Origin of the sequence: Algoriphagus mannitolivorans DSM 15301 (assembly GCF_000429425.1) — a bacterium.
In the GTDB taxonomy this organism is placed as follows: domain Bacteria; phylum Bacteroidota; class Bacteroidia; order Cytophagales; family Cyclobacteriaceae; genus Algoriphagus; species Algoriphagus mannitolivorans.
Genome location: NZ_KE386902.1, coordinates 335,093 through 354,708, shown reverse-complemented (window position 1 = coordinate 354,708; position 19,616 = coordinate 335,093). Strand labels below are relative to the sequence as shown.

At 44.6% G+C, this 19,616-nt stretch carries 17 protein-coding genes; 11 read left to right on the top strand and 6 right to left on the bottom strand.

Going from position 1 to position 19,616, the window contains the following annotated elements; genetic code table 11:
* The first annotated feature begins 1 nt into the window (after position 1).
* Positions 2 to 3,262: a VCBS repeat-containing protein gene (locus G458_RS0118580; RefSeq protein ID WP_026953237.1), complete on the top strand. Its 3,261-nt coding sequence runs from the start codon at positions 2 to 4 to the stop codon at positions 3,260 to 3,262.
* A gap of 124 nt (positions 3,263 to 3,386) precedes the next feature.
* Positions 3,387 to 4,736 (top strand): vanadium-dependent haloperoxidase, encoded by a 1,350-nt coding sequence (locus G458_RS0118575; protein WP_051287439.1) that lies wholly within the window; start codon positions 3,387 to 3,389, stop codon positions 4,734 to 4,736.
* 196 nt (positions 4,737 to 4,932) lie between these two features.
* Here G458_RS0118575 and G458_RS0118570 read toward each other — a convergent pair whose 3' ends face one another.
* The 5 genes from G458_RS0118570 to G458_RS0118550 all read right to left on the bottom strand — a co-directional run bounded on the left by G458_RS0118570 (position 4,933) and on the right by G458_RS0118550 (position 8,583).
* Positions 4,933 to 6,078: a 6-bladed beta-propeller gene (locus tag G458_RS0118570; protein ID WP_026953235.1), complete on the bottom strand. Its 1,146-nt coding sequence runs from the start codon at positions 6,076 to 6,078 to the stop codon at positions 4,933 to 4,935.
* 476 nt (positions 6,079 to 6,554) lie between these two features.
* The gene (gene nadD, locus G458_RS0118565) at positions 6,555 to 7,121 is read right to left on the bottom strand and encodes a nicotinate (nicotinamide) nucleotide adenylyltransferase (RefSeq protein ID WP_026953234.1); all 567 of its coding nucleotides are present in this window, start codon (positions 7,119 to 7,121) and stop codon (positions 6,555 to 6,557) included.
* Between the two features lie 6 nt (positions 7,122 to 7,127).
* The gene (gmk, locus tag G458_RS0118560; protein ID WP_026953233.1) at positions 7,128 to 7,706 is read right to left on the bottom strand and encodes a guanylate kinase; all 579 of its coding nucleotides are present in this window, start codon (positions 7,704 to 7,706) and stop codon (positions 7,128 to 7,130) included.
* Positions 7,703 to 7,975: a mycothiol system anti-sigma-R factor gene (locus G458_RS0118555; protein WP_026953232.1), complete on the bottom strand. Its 273-nt coding sequence runs from the start codon at positions 7,973 to 7,975 to the stop codon at positions 7,703 to 7,705. Before G458_RS0118555 ends, gmk begins: the two co-directional genes overlap by 4 nt.
* 11 nt (positions 7,976 to 7,986) lie before the next feature.
* Positions 7,987 to 8,583, bottom strand: a complete 597-nt coding sequence (locus G458_RS0118550) for a sigma-70 family RNA polymerase sigma factor (protein WP_026953231.1) — start codon at positions 8,581 to 8,583, stop codon at positions 7,987 to 7,989.
* A gap of 121 nt (positions 8,584 to 8,704) precedes the next feature.
* On the opposite strand from G458_RS0118550, the gene G458_RS0118545 reads away from it, so the two are divergent.
* The 9 genes from G458_RS0118545 to G458_RS0118500 all read left to right on the top strand — a co-directional run bounded on the left by G458_RS0118545 (position 8,705) and on the right by G458_RS0118500 (position 19,289).
* The gene (locus G458_RS0118545) at positions 8,705 to 9,544 is read left to right on the top strand and encodes a lysophospholipid acyltransferase family protein (RefSeq protein WP_026953230.1); all 840 of its coding nucleotides are present in this window, start codon (positions 8,705 to 8,707) and stop codon (positions 9,542 to 9,544) included.
* Between the two features lie 209 nt (positions 9,545 to 9,753).
* Positions 9,754 to 12,015, top strand: coding sequence for an ATP-dependent helicase (locus G458_RS0118540; protein WP_026953229.1), 2,262 nt, complete (start codon positions 9,754 to 9,756; stop codon positions 12,013 to 12,015).
* A 65-nt stretch (positions 12,016 to 12,080) separates the two neighbouring features.
* Positions 12,081 to 12,734, top strand: a complete 654-nt coding sequence (locus G458_RS0118535; RefSeq protein WP_026953228.1) for a DUF4290 domain-containing protein — start codon at positions 12,081 to 12,083, stop codon at positions 12,732 to 12,734.
* 5 nt (positions 12,735 to 12,739) lie between these two features.
* Entirely contained in the window at positions 12,740 to 14,047 is a 1,308-nt protein-coding gene (gene murA / locus G458_RS0118530; RefSeq protein WP_026953227.1) for a UDP-N-acetylglucosamine 1-carboxyvinyltransferase, read from the top strand.
* A gap of 52 nt (positions 14,048 to 14,099) precedes the next feature.
* On the top strand, positions 14,100 to 15,086 hold the full coding sequence (locus G458_RS0118525) for a glycosyltransferase family 61 protein (RefSeq protein ID WP_169719284.1): 987 nt from the start codon (positions 14,100 to 14,102) through the stop codon (positions 15,084 to 15,086).
* A gap of 90 nt (positions 15,087 to 15,176) precedes the next feature.
* Complete coding sequence (locus G458_RS0118520) at positions 15,177 to 16,895, top strand: IlvD/Edd family dehydratase (RefSeq protein WP_026953225.1); 1,719 nt, start codon at positions 15,177 to 15,179, stop codon at positions 16,893 to 16,895.
* A 41-nt stretch (positions 16,896 to 16,936) separates the two neighbouring features.
* A complete protein-coding gene (locus G458_RS0118515; protein ID WP_026953224.1) occupies positions 16,937 to 17,698 on the top strand; it encodes an SDR family NAD(P)-dependent oxidoreductase in 762 nt (253 codons plus the stop codon).
* The gene (locus tag G458_RS0118510; protein ID WP_051287437.1) at positions 17,691 to 18,371 is read left to right on the top strand and encodes an acetoacetate decarboxylase family protein; all 681 of its coding nucleotides are present in this window, start codon (positions 17,691 to 17,693) and stop codon (positions 18,369 to 18,371) included. The genes G458_RS0118515 and G458_RS0118510 overlap by 8 nt, the downstream gene beginning before the upstream one ends.
* A gap of 258 nt (positions 18,372 to 18,629) precedes the next feature.
* Complete coding sequence (locus tag G458_RS0118500) at positions 18,630 to 19,289, top strand: hypothetical protein (protein WP_026953222.1); 660 nt, start codon at positions 18,630 to 18,632, stop codon at positions 19,287 to 19,289.
* A 50-nt stretch (positions 19,290 to 19,339) separates the two neighbouring features.
* On the opposite strand, the gene G458_RS0118495 is transcribed toward G458_RS0118500, so the two are convergent.
* Complete coding sequence (locus G458_RS0118495) at positions 19,340 to 19,570, bottom strand: hypothetical protein (protein WP_026953221.1); 231 nt, start codon at positions 19,568 to 19,570, stop codon at positions 19,340 to 19,342.
* Positions 19,571 to 19,616: the final 46 nt, after the last annotated feature.

The following is a 19,616-nucleotide window of genomic DNA, read 5'->3' as shown; positions in this document are numbered from 1 at the left end:
AATGAATAAACTTGTCTATTGGCCCCTGGGAATCTGCCTTTTATTCTCTTCCTGTAAAAAGGAAGCTGAAAAGGAATCGAATTTATTTACCCTTTTATCTCCGGAAGAAACTGGCGTTCATTTCCAAAACACACTGAATTCCGACTCCGAACTCAACATTCTGGAATACCTCTATTTCTACAACGGAGGAGGAGTCGCAGCTGGAGACATCAATAATGACGGTTTGGTGGACCTTTTCTTTACCGGAAATCAAGTTCCCAACAAACTCTATCTCAATAAAGGAAACTTTCAATTTGAGGATATCAGTGAATCGGCGGGAATCACGGCAGATGGAGCCTGGTCAACCGGAGTGACATTTGCAGATGTCAATGGAGATGGTCTTTTGGACATCTATGTTTGTCAAGTCGCCGAAATCGGGAAAACACCCGGATCCAATAAGCTTTACCTCAACCTTGGCCAAAACAAATTCAAAGAATCAGCCGAAGAATACCGGGTGGACTTCAGGGGCTACAGCACCCATGCCCTGTTTTTTGACTACGACCGAGATGGGGATTTGGATCTTTACCTTCTCAATCACAACGTCAAATCCCCGGAGGTTTTTGCCCAAGCAGAAAAAAGAACCCAAGCAGATCCCAGTGGGGACAAGCTTTTCAAGAATCTTCTTGCCGAAGGAAAAAAAGGCTTTGTTGATGTGACCGAATCCGTGGGGATTTACTCCAGTATCCTGGGATTTGGATTGGGAGTGGCTGCAGAGGACTTCAATGGAGATGGATGGCTGGACTTGTACGTGTCCAATGACTTTACCGAAAACGACTACCTCTACCTCAACAATCAGGACGGGACATTTAGGGAGGCATTACAGGAATTGATCACCAGCACCAGCCGGTATTCCATGGGAAATGATGCCGCAGACCTGAATGGAGACGGATTTCCGGAAATCTTCACTACGGACATGCTCCCCGAAGATCCAGAAATCTGGATGAAGTCGGTGGGTGAAGACAAAGCAGAAGTGTATCAGATTAAGGAACGCTTTGGCTATGCAGATCAATATGTCCGAAACCACCTGCAATTGAATCGAAATGGAAAAGGATTCTCCGAGATCGCACTATTCTCTGAAGTATTTGCCTCTGATTGGAGCTGGTCTCCTTTGATCTTTGATTTTGACAATGATGGACTGATGGATATCCATGTTACCAATGGAATCACCAAAAGACCCAATGACCTGGATTTTATCCAATACAGTCAAGATGTGGACGCCAAAACTCCCATGGAAGAACTCCGCAAAAAACAGATCGACATGCTGCCACAGCTGAAGATTGCCAATTTTGCCTGGAGAAATCAGGGAGACCTTCGATTTTCCAACGAAGCAAAATCTTTAGGATTGAATCAGGAAAGCTATTCCAATGGCTCTACTTACGCAGATTTGGACAATGACGGGGACTTGGACTTGATCATCAACAACATCGACCAACCCGCCTTTATCTACCAAAACCACAGCGAAAAATCCGGAAATCATTTCCTTAGAATTAACTTGGAATCCCTTCCCACCAACTCTTTTGGAATCGGTTCCAAAGTCACACTCTTTGCCGAAAACCGACAATTTGCTCAGCGGATCAGCACTTCCAGAGGTTTTCAGTCAGGCACTTCCACGACATTGGTTTACGGTTTGGGAAAAGTGGAAAAAATCGATTCCATAGAAGTCTTTTGGCCGGAAGGGGAACGGGAAATTTTTCCGGGATCCCCCAGTAACCAAAGTCTTCTTCTCCAAAAAGGAAAGGGAAGACCCGCTGCTTTTCTACCAATTCAAGGTTCCAATCAGCCTACCTTCCCAACCATCCCTTGGAAGCATCAGGAGAAAAACGAGGTGGATTTTATCAAGCGGGAATACCTAGCTCCGAAGAGTTTTACTCAAATGGGTCCTGCCTTGGCAGTGGGGGATGTCAATGGTGACGGATTAGAGGACGTGTATCTGGGAGGAGCCAGAGATCAGGCTGGAGTTGTTTTACTTCAGCAGAAAAACGGGGAGTTTCTGGAAGCAGAAAATCCCATTTTCCAGCAATTGGCCAAGGCAGAGGATGTGGTTGCAGAATTCGCGGATCTCAACGGAGATGGATTTTTGGACTTGTTTGTGGGGAGCGGAGGAAATGAAAACCCATCTGGAGACCTGTATAATTTTGACCGGATTTTCTTAGGAGACGGACAGGGCCATTTTCGCTTTTCCATGAATTCCCTTCCTCCTATCGGAGAAAACACCAGCACAGTAGCCATTGCTGATGTCGATCAAGACGGAGATTTAGACCTTTTTATAGGCTCCTCAGTAGTGACTGGCGATTATGGGGCAAATCCCAAAAGTAGTCTCTTGTTGAATAATGGAAGGGGACAATTTCAGGACATGACTGCCTATTACTTTGGACAGGATGTGGCTTTGGAAATGATCAATGCCTCCAGATTTTCGGATTTGAATGGAGACGGAAAGCCGGAGTTAATCCTGTCCGGAGATTGGAATGCCTTACGGGTTTTTACTTTTGAAAATGGAAAAGCTGTGGAGCTATCCCCTAAAGGCCTTGAGTTCTCGGCAGGCTGGATACAAGCGCTAGAGATCGCGGATGTGGACGGAAACGGTAAACCGGATATTCTGGTAGGGAACCTTGGCCTCAACTCCAAGCTAAAAGCCAGTCGGGAAAAGCCGGTTTGGCTCTATCATCATGATTTTGATGGCAATGGGCAGGCAGATCCGCTGATTTTCCATCATATGGGTGAGAAGCTGGTTCCGTTTGCTACCCGAGACGACCTGATTCGACAGATTCCCGGAATCAAGAAAAAGCATACTTCCTATGCAGAATATGCCCAAATCTCCAAGCCAGAGGACCTTTTCCCGAGTGAAGAACTCCAAAAAGCCAGAAAACTCCCAGCTTATGAATTCCGATCAGGTGTTTACTTACAGCAGGAAGATGGAAGCTTTGTGTTTGTAGCTTTCCCACAGGAATTACAATTGAGCCCGGTAGGAGCTCTTGCTTGGGAGGAAACTTCCAAAACCTTGGCTTTGGGTGGCAACTCCAAAGATTTGAGGGTGGATTTAGGCAAATCTCGAAATCTCAGTCCTACCCTATTACAATGGGGAGCCGGATCATGGGACCTAATTCCCAATGCCTTGTCCGGTCAGATAACTCCTGAAATCAGAGTGATTCGGTCAATTTCTGTTCAGGGGAAACAGTATTTCCTGGGAGCTGAAAATAATGGATCAATCTATTGGATTCGGTAAAAACCTGTTATAAATCATTGGTGAATGGGAAGCATATCCTTAGCTTTGGAGTCTCATCTAAGTTGATAAACCGCTCAAACCCAATCTGGAGCAATCTTTATCACACTTAATTGGTATACCCACTATGCGTACGTTTAAAATTACCCTAAAAGCCTTCTTCTTGGTTCTTTTGGCTTTTGCCTGCCAAGAAAAGAAGGACTATTCGCAAGCGATCTCCGATGGAAGATATTTTCATCAGGCCCAGAAAAGAATCACGGAAGTCATCATTCATGACATCTTTTCCCCGCCGGTAGCTGCGAGGATCTATTCCTATTCTTCATTGGCGGCCTATGAAGTAGCGGCCGCCACAGATCCGACTCACTATGCTTCCTTGATGGGACAGCTGAATGGTTCAGAACCCATTCAAGTAACTGTACCGGAAGGAATTTATCCCCCTCTGTCAGCACTAGCAGCCTATTATCAGGTAGGAACGGCCTTGATTTTCTCCGAAAAGATGATGCAGGAGCATCGGGACAAAGTATTTGCGGAATTGAAAGAAAAAGGAATTCCGGATGAGGTATTTGAAGCCTCTCTGGCCTTCGGAAAAGAGATTGCAGATCATGTCATCGCCTATTCCAAAAAGGACAATTATCACCAAAGCCGGTCTTTTCCTAAGTACACCGTAGTAAGCGATGCAGGAACTTGGCAGCCCACTCCTCCGGCATACATGGAAGCGATCGAGCCGCATTGGAACAAAATCAGAACTTTTGTCCTGGACTCAGCGGCTCAATTCAAACCCCTTCCTCCACCTCCTTTTTCCACAGATCCAAATTCGGAATTCTTCAAATTGGCGAAAGAAGTCTACGAAGCGGACATCAATGCGACCAAAGAAAATAAAGACATTGCCATGTTTTGGGATTGCAATCCCTACAAGATGAATGTCAAAGGCCATGTGATGTTTGCGGAGAAAAAAATCACTCCCGGAGGACATTGGATGAGCATAGCTTCTATTGCCGCGGCAGGTGCCGGCAAAGACTGGAAAGGGACCGTTGAAGCCTTGGCCTTGACCGGAATTTCCCTGAATGAGGCATTTATTTCCTGCTGGGACGAGAAATACCGAAGCAAACTGATCCGTCCGGAAACCTACATCAATCAGCATATCGATGAAAACTGGGTGCCATTGCTTCAGACTCCTCCATTCCCTGAGCATACCAGCGGGCATAGCGTAGCTTCTGCAGCTTCTGCCTATACTTTGGCTCAGCTTTTCGGGGATGAATTCCATTTGGTGGACAGCTCTGAAGTGGATTATGGGCTTCCTATCCGTGAATTCAATTCCTTCACCGAAGCAGCCAAAGAAGCAGCAATCAGTCGATTTTATGGTGGAATTCATTACCGTCCTGCGATTGAATACGGGGTCACACAAGGCACTCAGGTAGGAGAATTGATCTGGAAAAAAATATCCACCAAGCCGGACCAGGTAGCGATGAAGAAGTAAGAGTCAAGATAGTAGACCTTAGACACAAGACGTAAGACGTTAGATCCAAGAAGCTAGAAAGTACTGCGCAGGTATTGACCTAGTTTTAAGAAACAAGAATCCCGGGCGAGAAGCTCGGGATTTTTTATTTTCATTTGGTTTTCAACCCACCACTGCCCACTAAAAAATAACTATTTCTCTATTCTTAGTGGTCAACTTAATTACTTGTTGAACCATCCACTTTGAGTTTAAACTGGATTAGAAAACCTAATGCCTCGGGGTTAGATTCAATTACACTTTTTAAGTCTGAGTTTTTGAATTCTGGCATTGAGTGATTTATCTGATCCCTAGAAACAAATGCCAAAAATCTGTCCTCATTTACCCCGATCACTTTTGGAAAAGGCTGGTCAAAACTTATGTCATTCTTAAAGTTTTGAAACCTGAAACTCAACCCGAAATCTCCATCAACCAAGGCCATTTTTGGTACCTCATTGATAATATGGAAAAGCAAAAACTGATTTGCTGTTTTTTCAAAAAGAGTGAAAAAAGATGGTTGACTTTGAAGTGTGGTCCTGAATTGATCAAACCCTTCCTGATCCAGGCGATAGTCTGTTTTTTCATGGATTTTCAATGGTTCACTACCAAAGGCAAATCGTTTGAATTCTACTAATTCATCCTGGTCTACCCTGTAAATCAGGGGAGAAAATTGGGTATGTAGTAATACCATCGACAAATTCCCATCATTTACTTGATGAAATGGATTCATAGGATTCATCAAATATTCGATTGAAAAAGGAAGATGCGTAGAAGTGACTTTACCATTGCCGTTAACAAAAGCCAATGCAAAATCCTGTCCCCCACCTGTAAGCCCAACAAACCCTGATTCCGTCTTTGCAAATTTTCTTAAAGGTACTTCTAATGGAACCGGGTTTTGGAGGATAAAACTACCTTCTTCAATCTTCATGGGCAGGATTTTTCTCCCAACTCCGTCTAGGATATAAAGGAAATCATTAGCAATCCAGAAATCTGAGACTTCTTTGGCTTCATTTGGACCTTCGCCTTTCCGCAATGGAATAGGAACAATTTCCCAGGATTCCTTTTCAAATACATACAAGCTTTGGGAATAAGTAAAATCTCCTACCACAATAAATTGATCTGAGACCATTGCTTTGTCTAGCTCATTTGGAAAAAAAGCCGGGTCACCTGCTATAGGGATAATTTCCACCTCTTCAAACAAACTGGAAATAAGGATTGGATCTTGGGATTCTTGAGGGATAGTCAGATACCCTGAATTTGGACTATTACGTTTGCAGGCTATATTAAAAAAGAAGAAAATAATACAAGCAAATTTGAATTTGTTCATTTGGTGTATTCAAAATTGTGGTTTTAAAGTATTGAAAACCCTCCACCAGTTTGATGGAGGGGAAATTAAATGGATTAGGGACAAGTTGTGGATTGACCGCATTGACAATCTACACCCGAGCCATTTTGATGGCAAACTTGTCTTGTTGTCCCAGTAAACCAGTTACAGGTAATAATTTCCACTTTACAAGTAAACCCACCTCCCCCATCTCCTGGAAGTGAAGCCTGTGCCTGCGCACCTTGATTGAACATTAGGACTGATCCCAAAAACGCCAGTCCAAAGAATACTTTTTTTATAGTTTTAAAGAGTTAGAATTGGTAAAAAAGTTTTTGGCCCAAAAACGGCTTCATGATGAAGTTGAAACTAAGCTAATAAGCTAGTCCTATTCACGCAATAGGTAGTTAAAAATAGATTTTATGTTTTACACCACCGGTGTTTTTTTTTTTTGCAAACGGCAATTTTAAGAGATGTGATTTTCAGTGGTACAATTTCTTGTCCAGAATATACTCCTCCACTTTTTCAGGGAGGAGATATTTGACAGAATACCCTTCTTGGATGGATTTGCGGATAAAGGTGGCAGAGATATCCAGTAAGGGGGCATCAATGGTCTTTACCTTGGGATGCTCCCAGGTAATCGCCTCTCCCGGACGTGGATAGACCAGCAATTCGTAGTGCCCCAAAATAGCCTCGTAATTCTTCCACTTTTTGAAATGGGTCAGATTATCCGAACCCAGAAATAACACAAACTGATGCTGAGGATGCTGCTCATTCAGGTAGGTCAGCGTATCGATGGTATAGCTGGGCTTAGGCATCCGAAACTCCACATCTGAAGCTCTAAAATGAAAATGATCCGCAATCGCCAGCTCCACCATACGCAGTCGGTCAAACTCGTGGACTAGAGACTGTTGCTTTTTGAAGGGGTTTTGGGGACTGACCACAAACCAGACTTCGTCCAAGTCGGTCCTGTCATATAGCGTATTGGCAATAATCAGATGCCCGATATGAATGGGATTGAAGCTACCGAAATAGAGCCCTACTTTCATGAGCCCTTATTTGGCTAAAAAATCAGCAACCAAACTCACTGCTTCCTGAGAAGATTTCTCGAAGTCATCATTCAAGATCGTCACATCAAACTGCGGGGCAAAAGTCATCTCAAACTGAGCTTTGTACAATCTTCGGGATAGGGATTCAGGGGATTCCGTTCCCCGGTCATTGAGTCGGGAAGCTAAAACTTCCATACTTGGAACTTTCACAAAAATGGCCAAGGCCTGCTTGCCAAAGTATTTCTTCAAAGCCAATCCACCTTTCACATCCACATCAAAAATGACCGCCTTGCCGCTGTCCCAGATGCGCTGCACCTCTTCTTTGAGGGTTCCATAAAAATTCCCCTCATACACCTCTTCCCATTCCACGAAAGCATCTGCATCTATTTTTTGTTTGAATTCTTCGATACTCAAAAAGTAATAATCTCTTCCATGAACTTCATGCCGACCGCGCTTATCCCGCGTACAGGCTGAAATGGAAAAACCCAGGTTGGGAACATGCTGAATCAGGTGTTTGACCAGGGAAGTTTTTCCGGAGCCAGAGGGCGCGGAAAAAATAATGGCTTTGCCGGAGGCTGTACTCATTTGATTTCTTGGATCATCTGGCGAATGGAATCCGCCAATTTTTCAGGACAAGGTTGTTTGGTGCATTTGTTTTTGAGTACTTCCCGGATGGCTTGCTCGAGATGATAATGCTCAAAGCAAGGCTGGCATTTAGCCAACTTTTCTTTCAGGACATCTTTGCCCTCTTCTCCCATGTCTCCGTCCAGAATGCTCTCCAGGAGCTGAAAGCACTTGCTTACATCACTGCATTCCAGCTTTCGGGTGTTGGATGATAATTCGTTGTTTTCCATCAATACTTGGTTTATTCCTCCTCTTCGTCAGTTTTATAGCCCATGGTTTGGGCATAGCCCCGCAATTTCTCTTTCAAAAGATTCCTTGCCCGGTGGAGACGGGACCTGACAGTTCCGATGGGAATGTCCAGAATCTTTGCCATTTCCTCATAAGTGAATCCCTCCAAATCTGCCAGGATAATTACGGTACGGAAATCCACCGCCAAAGCATTGAGGGCATTGGAGATCTCATCTCCGAGCATATCCTTGACCGATTCAGCCCTTAGGTCTGTGGTACTCTGATAGTCAACATCATCGGAGTTGTAGAAAGTTTCCACCTCTTGATAATCGACCTTTGCTGGCTGCTTGCTCTTCTTGCGATACTCGTTGATAAAGCTGTTTTTCAGAATCCTGAAAAGCCATGCTTTGGCATTGGTTCCCTGCTCAAAAGAATTGATAAAACGAAAGGCTTTCATGTAGGTATCCTGTACCAGATCCTTGGCATCGTCCTCATCAAAGGTGAGCCTGAAGGCAAAATTGTACATCGAGTCTATGTGTGGCATAAACTCCCCATCAAAGATGGCGGTCTTCTCTTCTTGAGAATATTTCCTGCGCTGGACTTCAGACATAAGACCCAAAAGTAAGCATTGCGTCAATTTATGCCTAATCGCTGAACTTAAAGTCAGCCTATTTCCTTTAATTTGTCAGGCAATTGCTTCCTTGGAGGCAGATTTAGATTTCCCCAAAGCCATGTTTTTGATCAGACTGCTGTCCAGACTTCCCCTGGGAGTCCTGTATTTCTTTTCTGACATCCTTTACCTGATTGCAAGGTATGTGATTCGCTACCGCAAAAAAGTAATCGATGAAAATCTCAGATTCGCCTTTCCGGACAAATCGGAAGAGGAAAGAAAAGTGATTCGCAATCGCTTCTACCGCAACTTCACGGATGCTTTTTTCGCCGAGACACTCAAGTGTCTGACGATTTCCGAATCAGAACTCAGAAGAAGGTTCCAGGTCGTCAATCAAGACCTGATCGATCGAGAGGTCCTTCAGGGAAAGACTGCGATCATGATGGCCGGTCATGTCTTCAACTGGGAAATGGCGATTTTGGGCGTAGCCCTGAATACGCAAGTGGATGCCGAGACCGTTTATCTAAAACTTAACAATCCTTTTTTCAACAAGCTGATGCTGGCCATCCGAACTCATTTTGGAGGGATTATGACTGAAAAACAGGATTTTCGGAAAAGCATGATCACCTTGAGAACTCAGCATAGAATTCTTCATTTGGCTGCTGACCAACGTCCTCCGGGAAAGGAAAACCGATACCAAAGGGATTTTCTCCACCGCCCGGCTTATTTCTTTGAGGGCGGAGAGGTTATCTCCAAAAAGATGGGATTTCCGGTGTTTTTTGGCACTATCACCAAAGTCAAAAGGGGGCATTACCGCTTTGAGTACACCAAATTAGCCGATCCACCTTATGGAGACCATGCACCGCACAGCATCACCGATGAGTTTTGCAAAAGACTAGAAAACAATATCCGTTTGCAACCTGATTTGTACCTTTGGAGTCACAAACGCTGGAAGATTTAAATTGGAAAATTGGAAGATTGAAAGATTGAATAATTGGGCTAAGACTTTTCCCACTAAATCCTAACAACCATGGATACAGTGGCTTCTGTCTTCCAACTCCCGCCTCCAGTCTTCCATCTCCTTGCTTCTTGCTTCTTGCCAATTGTATATTGCCTCTTGCTACTTGGACCATATCTTGATACTAACTTCTAGCTACTAGATACTAAAAAATGGATTATCTCAAGGACCTCAATCCTCCCCAAAGACAAGCTGTAGAACAAACCGACGGACCAGTCATGATCATTGCCGGTGCCGGTTCGGGCAAAACCCGGGTACTCACGTTTCGGATTGCACACTTGATCTATGCCAAGGGAGTTGATCCTTACAACATCTTATCACTGACATTTACCAACAAGGCCGCCAGCGAGATGAAGCACCGGATCGAAAGGCTGGTGGGACTGGAAGCCAGAAATACCTGGATGGGGACTTTTCACTCCGTCTTCGCCAAAATTCTCCGGGTAGAATCGGAAAAATTAGGGTATCCTTCCAACTTCACCATTTACGATACTGACGACTCCAAATCTCTAATCCGGACGATTGTGAAAGAAATGAGACTGGACGACAAAGTTTACAAACCCAGCGTGGTATTGTCCAGAATCTCAGGGGCCAAAAACCGCCTGATCTCCTGGCAGGCTTATCAATCAGATCCTTTTGTAAAGGCGGATGACGAGGCTGCCCAAAAGCCAAGAATGGGAGAAATCTACCAGCGATACCAAGACCGCCTTTTTAAGGCCGGGGCGATGGACTTTGACGACTTGCTATTCAATACCAATGTCCTGTTCAGGGATCATTTAGACGTGCTCAACAAGTACCAGCAGCGATTCAAGTATGTGATGGTTGACGAGTTTCAGGACACCAACCTTTCCCAGTATTTGATCACTAAAAAACTCGCCGCCGTACATCAAAATATCTGTGTGGTGGGTGATGATGCGCAGAGTATTTATGCCTTTCGCGGAGCGGATATCCAGAATATCCTCAACTTCGAAAAGGACTACCCCGACCTTTTTGTGGTCAAACTGGAGCAAAACTACCGCTCCACCAAAACCATTGTGGAGGCCGCTAATTCCATTATCGACAAAAATAAAGCTCAGCTGAAAAAGGTCGTGTGGACCTCCAATCCCGACGGAGACCTGATCGAATTGATCAAAGCGACTTCGGACAATGAAGAAGGAAGGATCGTGGCCACAACTATTTTCGAAGAGAAGAATAACAAAAAACTCAACAACAGCGACTTCGCTATCCTTTACCGGACCAACTCCCAATCCCGAGCGATGGAAGAGGCCCTTCGGAAAATGAATCTCACCTACAAGATTGTGGGGGGTCTTTCCTTCTATCAAAGAAAGGAAATCAAAGACCTCATGGCCTACCTTCGCTTTACGGTCAATCCAGCAGATGAGGAGGCCTTCAAGCGAATCATCAATTATCCCAAAAGAGGAATCGGAGATACTTCGGTTGAAAAAATCCTCGTGGCAGCCTATGAGCATGACATTCCGCTCTGGGAAGTCGTGCAAAATGCCCATAGCTTTTTGGGAGGCAGAGCAGGGTCTTCTGTCGATGACTTTTCCACCATGATCAAAGCCTTCCAGATTGAGGTAGAGCGCAAAGATGCCTACGAAGCAGCTAGCTCTGTAGCCAAGCAAAGCGGATTGCTTCGCGAGCTTTATGAAGACAAAACCATCGAAGGACTTAACCGCTATGAAAACGTCCAGGAACTCCTGAATGCCATCAAAGAATATGTGGACAATCCAGAAAACCCGGACAAAAGTCTAGGTGCTTTTCTTCAAGAAATTGCCCTTCTGACAGACAATGACCAGGACAAAGACCAGACGGATGCCATTACCCTGATGACCATCCACTCCTCAAAAGGCCTTGAGTTCAAACAAGTCTTCGTTGTGGGGATGGAAGAAGATCTTTTCCCTTCCCAAATGATGATGCAGAGCCGGGAAGATTTGGAGGAGGAAAGGCGACTCTTTTACGTGGCCACTACCCGAGCAATGGACAAACTCTACCTGACCTATGCGCTTTCCAGGTATCGTTTTGGTCGCTTATTGAATTGTGAGCCGAGCAGATTTCTGGAGGAAGTCGACCCTGCCACCATCAAGGTCAACAAAAAAATGTCCGCAAGTCGGGAGTTTCCCGGAGCCTTAAGAAAAGAAGGGCTGCCGGGATCACAGGGTTTTATCGGCATCAAAAAACAGCCCGAGGCACGTACTCCCGTTCAGATGAAAATCCATACTCCCAGCCCGGATTTCAAGCCCAGCAACACCAATAATCTTCATGCAGGACAATTGGTAGAGCACCCTAAATTCGGCTTTGGGAAGGTTCAAAAAATTGAAACAGAAGGACTTAACAAAAAAGCAACGATCCAATTTGAGCATTTTGGTGAAAAGACATTATTGCTTAGCTTTGCCAAGCTCAGAATTATAGACTAATCACCTGCTTCCCTGTCATTTGGTGATTTTTTGTTACCTTTTATGAGGCAAAATGGGGAAGTGACATGGAGCATAACGAATCAGAAAAACATCAACTTATCTTGAAAGAATACGGCAAAAACATTCAGCAGCTGGTCAATCATGTGGCCGCTATTGAAGACCGGGAAAAGCGCACGCAAAGTGCCTACACCGTCATTGAAATCATCAAACAACTCAATCCGTCCTTAAAACAGGAAAACGACCAAAAGCTTTGGGACGACCTGTATATCATGTCGAATTTCACCTTGGATGTCGATGGGCCTTTTCCCATGCCTGAAAAAGAACTTCTGGGCAAAAAACCTCTTCCGGTAGGCTATCCTAAAGGGGAGATCAAGTTCAAACATTACGGCAGAAACATCGAAAAACTGATCGAAAAAGCCATTGAAATCGAAAATGATGAGGAGCAGGAGAATGCGATCATCTACATCGGTCAGCTGATGAGAAGCTTTCATTCTACCTGGAACAGGGATAATTTCGACGATGGCATCATCATCGATGATATCAAAACACTCTCCAAAGGAAAGCTTCATATCGATTTGGAAAAAGTAAGGGAAAATGCACTCTTCGAATCCAATACCCGAAGAGACTTCAAAATCCCTCACATCGAGGAAGAGTCTCATTCCCACAAGAAAAAACATCACGGTAAAAAACACCGAAACGGTCACAAAAAACGCAGATAGGATAAATGGCATCTTTTAGAGTCACCGGAGGCACCCGCCTGAAAGGTGAAATCATCCCCCAAGGAGCAAAAAATGAGGCGTTGCAGATACTTTGTGCAGTACTCCTCACCCCAGAAGTAGTCACCATCCATAAAGTTCCCAATATCCGGGATGTCAATAAGCTCATCGAGCTTTTGGCAGACATGGGTGTCAAAGTGACCAAACTAGGCCCAGAGTCCTACAGTTTCAAGGCTGACGAAGTCAAATTGGATTATTTGGAAACAGAAGACTTCCTGAAAAAGGCCTCCTCTCTTCGTGGCTCTGTGATGATCTTAGGCCCACTTTTGTCAAGGTTCGGAAAAGGAAAACTTTCCAAACCGGGAGGAGATAAAATCGGCCGCAGAAGAATGGATACCCACTTTTTTGGATTCCAGAAATTAGGAGCCCAATTCCACTACGATGCCAAAAACGAGATCTTCCATATCGACGGCAAAAACCTGAAAGGCACCTACATGCTTCTCGACGAGGCGTCGGTTACCGGGACGGCTAATATTGTCATGGCGGCAGTTTTGGCCGAAGGAAAAACTACTATCTACAATGCTGCCTGTGAGCCTTACTTGCAGCAGCTATGCGACATGCTCAACCGCATGGGAGCTAAAATCACAGGAGTAGGATCCAACTTGCTGAATATTGAAGGGGTAAAATCTTTAGGCGGAACTGAGCACACCATGCTTCCGGATATGATCGAGATTGGCTCTTTCATCGGACTTGCAGCCATGACTCAGTCCGAAATCACGATCAAAGACTGCCAGATTCACCGATTGGGTATCATTCCGGAAACCTTCCGAAGAATGGGTATTCAGCTGGAATTCCGAGGAGATGACATCTATATCCCGGCTCAGAAGCATTATGAAATCGAAACGTTCATTGATGGGTCCATCTTGACTATTGCAGATCAGATTTGGCCTGGTTTCACTCCAGACTTGCTTTCCATCGTATTGGTAACGGCTACGCAAGCCAAAGGGACAGTACTTGTACACCAAAAAATGTTTGAATCCCGCTTGTTCTTTGTGGACAAATTGATCGACATGGGAGCACAGATTATCCTTTGCGATCCTCACCGTGCAACAGTGATCGGATTGGATAGAAAATATCCGCTGAGAGGAATCCGGATGACTTCTCCAGACATCCGTGCCGGTGTAGCCTTGCTGATCGCTGCTTTGTCGGCCAATGGTATTTCCATCATCGACAACATTGAGCAAATTGATCGGGGTTACCAAAATATTGACGAAAGACTTAATGCCCTCGGGGCAAAAATCGAAAGATTGTCTTAATGGAATCAAAAAGGGAGTTCGGCTCCCTTTTCCTTTCAAACTCACTTTTCCCTTGCGCCAAGAAATCACAGTTCAGCGAAAACTCCCTGTAAACCTTGACCCCAAGGATTTGCCTTTATTCAATAACTCCATTAAAGCATCTTTTGAAAGGCAGCATCCAGTTTTTATTAAAAATGCCTGGATTTTACAAGACACAGTTTTTTCCCCGGGGGAATTCAAATTCTACGCACACCTGACACATATTGCCAAGCTTGGCCCAATCCAATTTGCGAAAAGGGCAGCCTATTGTGCTACAAAATCTTGGAAAAAAATCCCAAAAGGGATGTGGGTGATTGACGAATGGAGTCCTAACTACTTCCATTGGATAGCAGACTGCCTACCCCGAATTTGGGAAGGTTTGGAAAAAGATCCTGAATGCCCACTAATCTTACCAGAATCTTACAAAAGTTTGAGCTTCGTCACCCAGTCATTGGATCTCCTTGGCCTTCGGGTCATTTATTATAAATCCAATGTAAACCTTCAAGTGGACCTCTTGATCCTGACTGCCAAAACAGCCCCTTTCCCACATTTTCATGTGGAAAGAACCTTAAATACCAGAGAAAGGCTGGCCAAAACTATCTTGAAGGAACCTTGGAGGAAAGTCTATATTTCCAGAAGTCTAGCCCTAAAGCGGAAGGCCCATAACGAACCTGATGTTGAAGTCTTGTTGAAAAAAAGAGGCTATGAGATTTACCATGCTGAGAGGCTAAATTTTGTGCAGCAGATTCAGCTCATGGCAGAAACGCAAGTTCTCGTCTCCCTCCATGGAGCCGCCTTGACCAACATGATTTTTCTACCCAAGACATCCAAGGTTTTGGAATTGAGAAATGCCGGGGATTCCCTCACCCAGTGCTACTTTAATTTGGCGTCTGTATTGGGACTTCCCTATTATTACACGCTCAACCAGGGAGATTCTGCCAACACAATTATTACAGAATTCACAATCAATATTGAAGCCCTCCAAATGGCCTTAGATGAAATCGAGGGCTTGGATAATTAACCATAGATTCTTTTGTTTTCTATGATTTTGAAGTCGGGTTAATTGAATTTTTGGTAACTTCTTGCCAAATTATCTCAACCCAGTTAACCTATGACCAAGAAAAAACTCCGTAGCCAAGAATGGTACGGGCGTACCGGAAAAGACGGTATTATTTACAGATCCTGGATGAAAAACCAGGGTCTACCCCATCACCTTTTTAATGGAGAAAAGCCAGTCATTGGCATTTGCAATACTTGGTCCGAACTCACTCCTTGCAATGCCCATTTTAGAGACTTGGCGGAAGCCTTGAAGCGTGGAATATGGGAAGCGGGAGGATTCCCTTTGGAATTCCCCGTGATGTCCTTGGGGGAGTGTTCGATCAAACCGACTGCCATGCTTTTCCGAAACCTGGCCTCTATGGACGTGGAGGAAAGCATCCGTGCCAATCCTATGGATGGCGTGATCCTGATGTGCGGTTGTGATAAAACAACCCCCTCCTTAGTCATGGGCGCTGCATCTGTCAATCTTCCTACTTTAGTCTTGTCTGGAGGCCCTATGCTGATCGGACGATTCCGAGGTAAAAAGATCGGCACTTCCGACATCTGGAGATTTGCCGAGGATTACAAAGTGGGAAAACTAACCCAAGAAGACATGATCGAGGTAGAATCCTCCATGTCCCGATCCATAGGTCACTGCGCCCCTATGGGAACCGCCTCCACCATGGCAGCCATGGTAGAAGCTTTGGGACTTGCTCTTCCAGACAATGCCACCATACCTGCTGCGGATTCCAGGAGAAAGGTTTTGGCACATCTTGCCGGAATGCGAATCGTGGAAATGGTCAAAGAAGACTTGACTATGGACAAAATTCTTACCCGGCAGGCCTTTGAAAACGCCATTATGGTTAATGCCGCTATTGGAGGTTCAACCAATTTCATCCTTCATTTGACAGCCATTGCCAAAAGAATAGGTGTAGAAATTGATCTCACGGATTTTGATCATTTCTCTTCCAAAATCCCCCTAATCGCCAATGTTCAGCCTTCGGGAGAACATTGGGTAGAAGACCTATTTTATGCCGGAGGCATGCCTGCCGTCATGAAAGAAATCCAAAAACAACTCCACCGAGATGCCTTGACCGTCAACGGGAAAACCATCGGTGAAAATATCGCCAAAGCTGAATGCTGGGACAGAAACCTGATTGGCACCTTGGAAAATCCCATCAAACCTGAATCCGGAATTGCGGTACTCAAGGGGAACCTTTGTCCCAACGGAGCTGTGCTGAAGCCTTCAGCAGCTACTCCTAGCCTGTTGAAGCACAAAGGCCGAGCAGTGGTCTTCGAAAATATTGATGAATACAAGGCCAAGGTGGATGATCCAAATTTGGATATCGACGAAAACTGCGTGATGGTTTTGAAAAATGTCGGACCCAAAGGCTACCCTGGCATGCCCGAGGTAGGGAATATGGGTCTCCCGAAAAAGCTTCTGGAGAAAGGCGTAAAAGATATGGTAAGAATCTCTGACGGCAGGATGAGTGGAACCGGCTTTGGAACAGTAGTCCTTCATGTTTCCCCTGAGTCTGCTATCGGAGGTCCCTTGGCTTTTGTCCAGAATGGAGATTTGATTGAGCTTGACGTTCCTAACCGAACTTTGAATCTTCTGATCTCAGAGGAGGAGTTTGATAAAAGAAGAGAAACTTTCATACCAACCCAACTTCCCTACGAACGTGGCTATGTGAATCTCTTCTTAGACAAAGTCAATCAAGCGCATGAAGGTGTCGATTTTGATTTTCTGCAAGGAAGTTCCGGATCGGAAGTGAAAAGAGATTCTCATTAAGATAAGTCAAGCAAACCCTCCAAGGGTTTAATATAAAGCATATGAAAATCCCAAAAGTAGCCCTCGTCACCGGCGCCGGACAGGGAATAGGTCTGGAAATCGCCCGAAAACTTCTGGATGGAGGTTCCATGGTTATTTTGAATGACCTGGAAAAAAGCCTGACTGAGGAAGCTGTAGCCAATCTTTCCAAAATGGGAAAGGGGACAGTTTTGGGATGCTCTGGAGATTCCGCATCCGAACAGGTAATACAGGAGCTGCTTGAATTGGCCCTGAAAAACTTCGGAAGGATTGACCAGGTAGTCTGTAATGCCGGAATCACCCTTTTTGGAGATTTTTTGAGCTATTCACGAGAGGATTTCCTGGAAGTGATGCGGGTCAATCAGCTTGGGACATTCTGTCTGACTCAAGCTGTGGCTAGAGTGATGAAGGATCAGGAAAACGGAGGATCTATCCTCTACACTTCATCTGTGACTGCACATCAGAGCCATGAAAATCTTGCTGCCTATGCCATGAGCAAGGCGGCCGTGGAAATGCTTGCCAAAAACCTTGTTCTGGAATTAGCCCCATTCGGAATCCGGATCAACACCATTGCCCCGGGGGCGACTTTGACCGAAAGGACTACCTCAGATCCGGACTATGCCAAGACCTGGTCGAATTTGACTCCTTTGGGTCGCCCTGCCTCCACGACTGATATCGCTGAAGCTGCTGCCTTTTTGCTATCTGATTCCGCCCGACACATCACCGGACAGACACTGATCATTGACGGTGGCTGGACATCCATTAGCCCATCTCCCTATGCTTGACGTAAGTTCCAAATTGGCAAACCGACATTTGGTCAAAAAGGCACCTGCCCCATGGAAACTTTCAGGGGAAGCAGTCATTTTGATGTATAAATTCAAAAAAGCCTGGGTGGAAGAGCACGGCATGCTACCTGCAAGTTTAAAAGGGAAATTCAAAGGAGGGCTCGGATTCGTAATGATGGTCAATTACACCTCATCTCCCGTGGGGCCCTTTCAAGAACTCGTGTTCATGCCTGGGAAATTTCGAAAATCCAAAATGCAGGCGATTACCAAAATTTACACAGACTCGGAACCAAGTGCTATAAATGGGCAAAATAACTGGGGACTGCCCAAAGAAATTCTCCCTATAATTTGGGAAAAATCAAGGAATTGGGATCAAATCACCCTGTATCATCGAGACCATCGCGTGTTTTCATTAGAGGTGGAAAGCAAAGGAATTGCTATTCCTATTTCTACTGTTTTCTTCCCTATGCAGCTCTGCCAAACCTGGAATGAACTGAAATACTTTACTAAACCAATGATTACTGGCTGGGGTAAATTCGCCAAAGTCAAAAAACTTGAGCTTGATCCGAAATATTTCCCAGACATTCGCCTGCAAAAACCTCTATTTGCCCTGAAGGTTAATCCTTTCAATCTGGAATTGCCAGAAGCAATTTTCAAAGATGAGGTCGGTTGATCCTGTTAATTTTCGTAACACTGAAAAATTAATATGATTATCCACAATTGCACCACAATCCAAAATTCCTTTGGTTTGGCGGTCGGAAGTCCGAAGACCAAAGACCGAAGCTGACTAAAACTGAACTTCAAGTGGGATTTTATTCATAGTGTACGGCCAACTGGCAAGAAAGCCGATATACTTAAAAATTAAATTTAAAACACTCCTTTTAAAACCAGACTAAATATCAGTAGCTTAGACCTCTATCCATATTATTCTATGAAAAACATCTTCACCCTATTTCTATCTATTATTCTTCTGTATGCATGTTCACCAAAAGAAGAGATTCCTGATACGCTTCCCATGAAAGTGGCCAAAGCTTACGGATTTGATAATTTCGATCAAGTCAATTCTATCGCCTACACTTGGAATGTACAGCGGGATTCTGTGACGGTGTTTTCCAGATACTGGAAATGGAACATAAAGGATAGTACCGTGGACTATTCCGGGCCAGACACCACATTCACTTACAGCCTTACGGCAGATTCACTTCCCAAGCAAGACGGAGCCTTTATCAATGATAAATATTGGGCGATGATGCCTTTTCAACTGGCCTGGGATACTGGATATACCTATGAAGTAGAAGAAAATGTCAGCTCTCCCATAGGAGGTCAAAACTCAACCAAATTGACCATCCTTTACCAATCAGGGGAGCCGAAAGCATCAGGAATGGGCTATACTCCAGGAGATGCTTATGACTTGTTTTTGGACGAAAACAACATGATTATCGAATGGGTATTCCGAAGAGGAAATGGTCCAGAAGGCAGACCAACTACCTGGGAGCAGGTAGAGACTCATGGTCCTTTGAAATTTGTGACCACCCATAAAAATGCAGAAGGAAATCGCACGCTGTGGATTTCTGACATTAAGGTAGATTAGGCAGTCTTGCAAAATCAAAAAAGCCCGGTTAACAAACCGGGCTTTTCCCATCAACTTATCAACAACTCAATCACTTGAGCCGGTGCTTGGATACCGGAAACTTTTTCATCGTCCAGCTCCTTGCGTAGCTCAAATTCCAATTCGTAAATCAATCCATTTACAAAGATTTTATCCATTTTCAGGTCGCCCTCAAACGAGGCAAACTTTCGCTTACCAGTTAGTTGAATTCCATATTGTTGGAAGACCTTGGAAATTTTTCGAAGCTCTTTTACGTGTTTCATTTCAGTTCCTTATCTGTTTTTATATCAATTCTTGAAAGAAAATTGC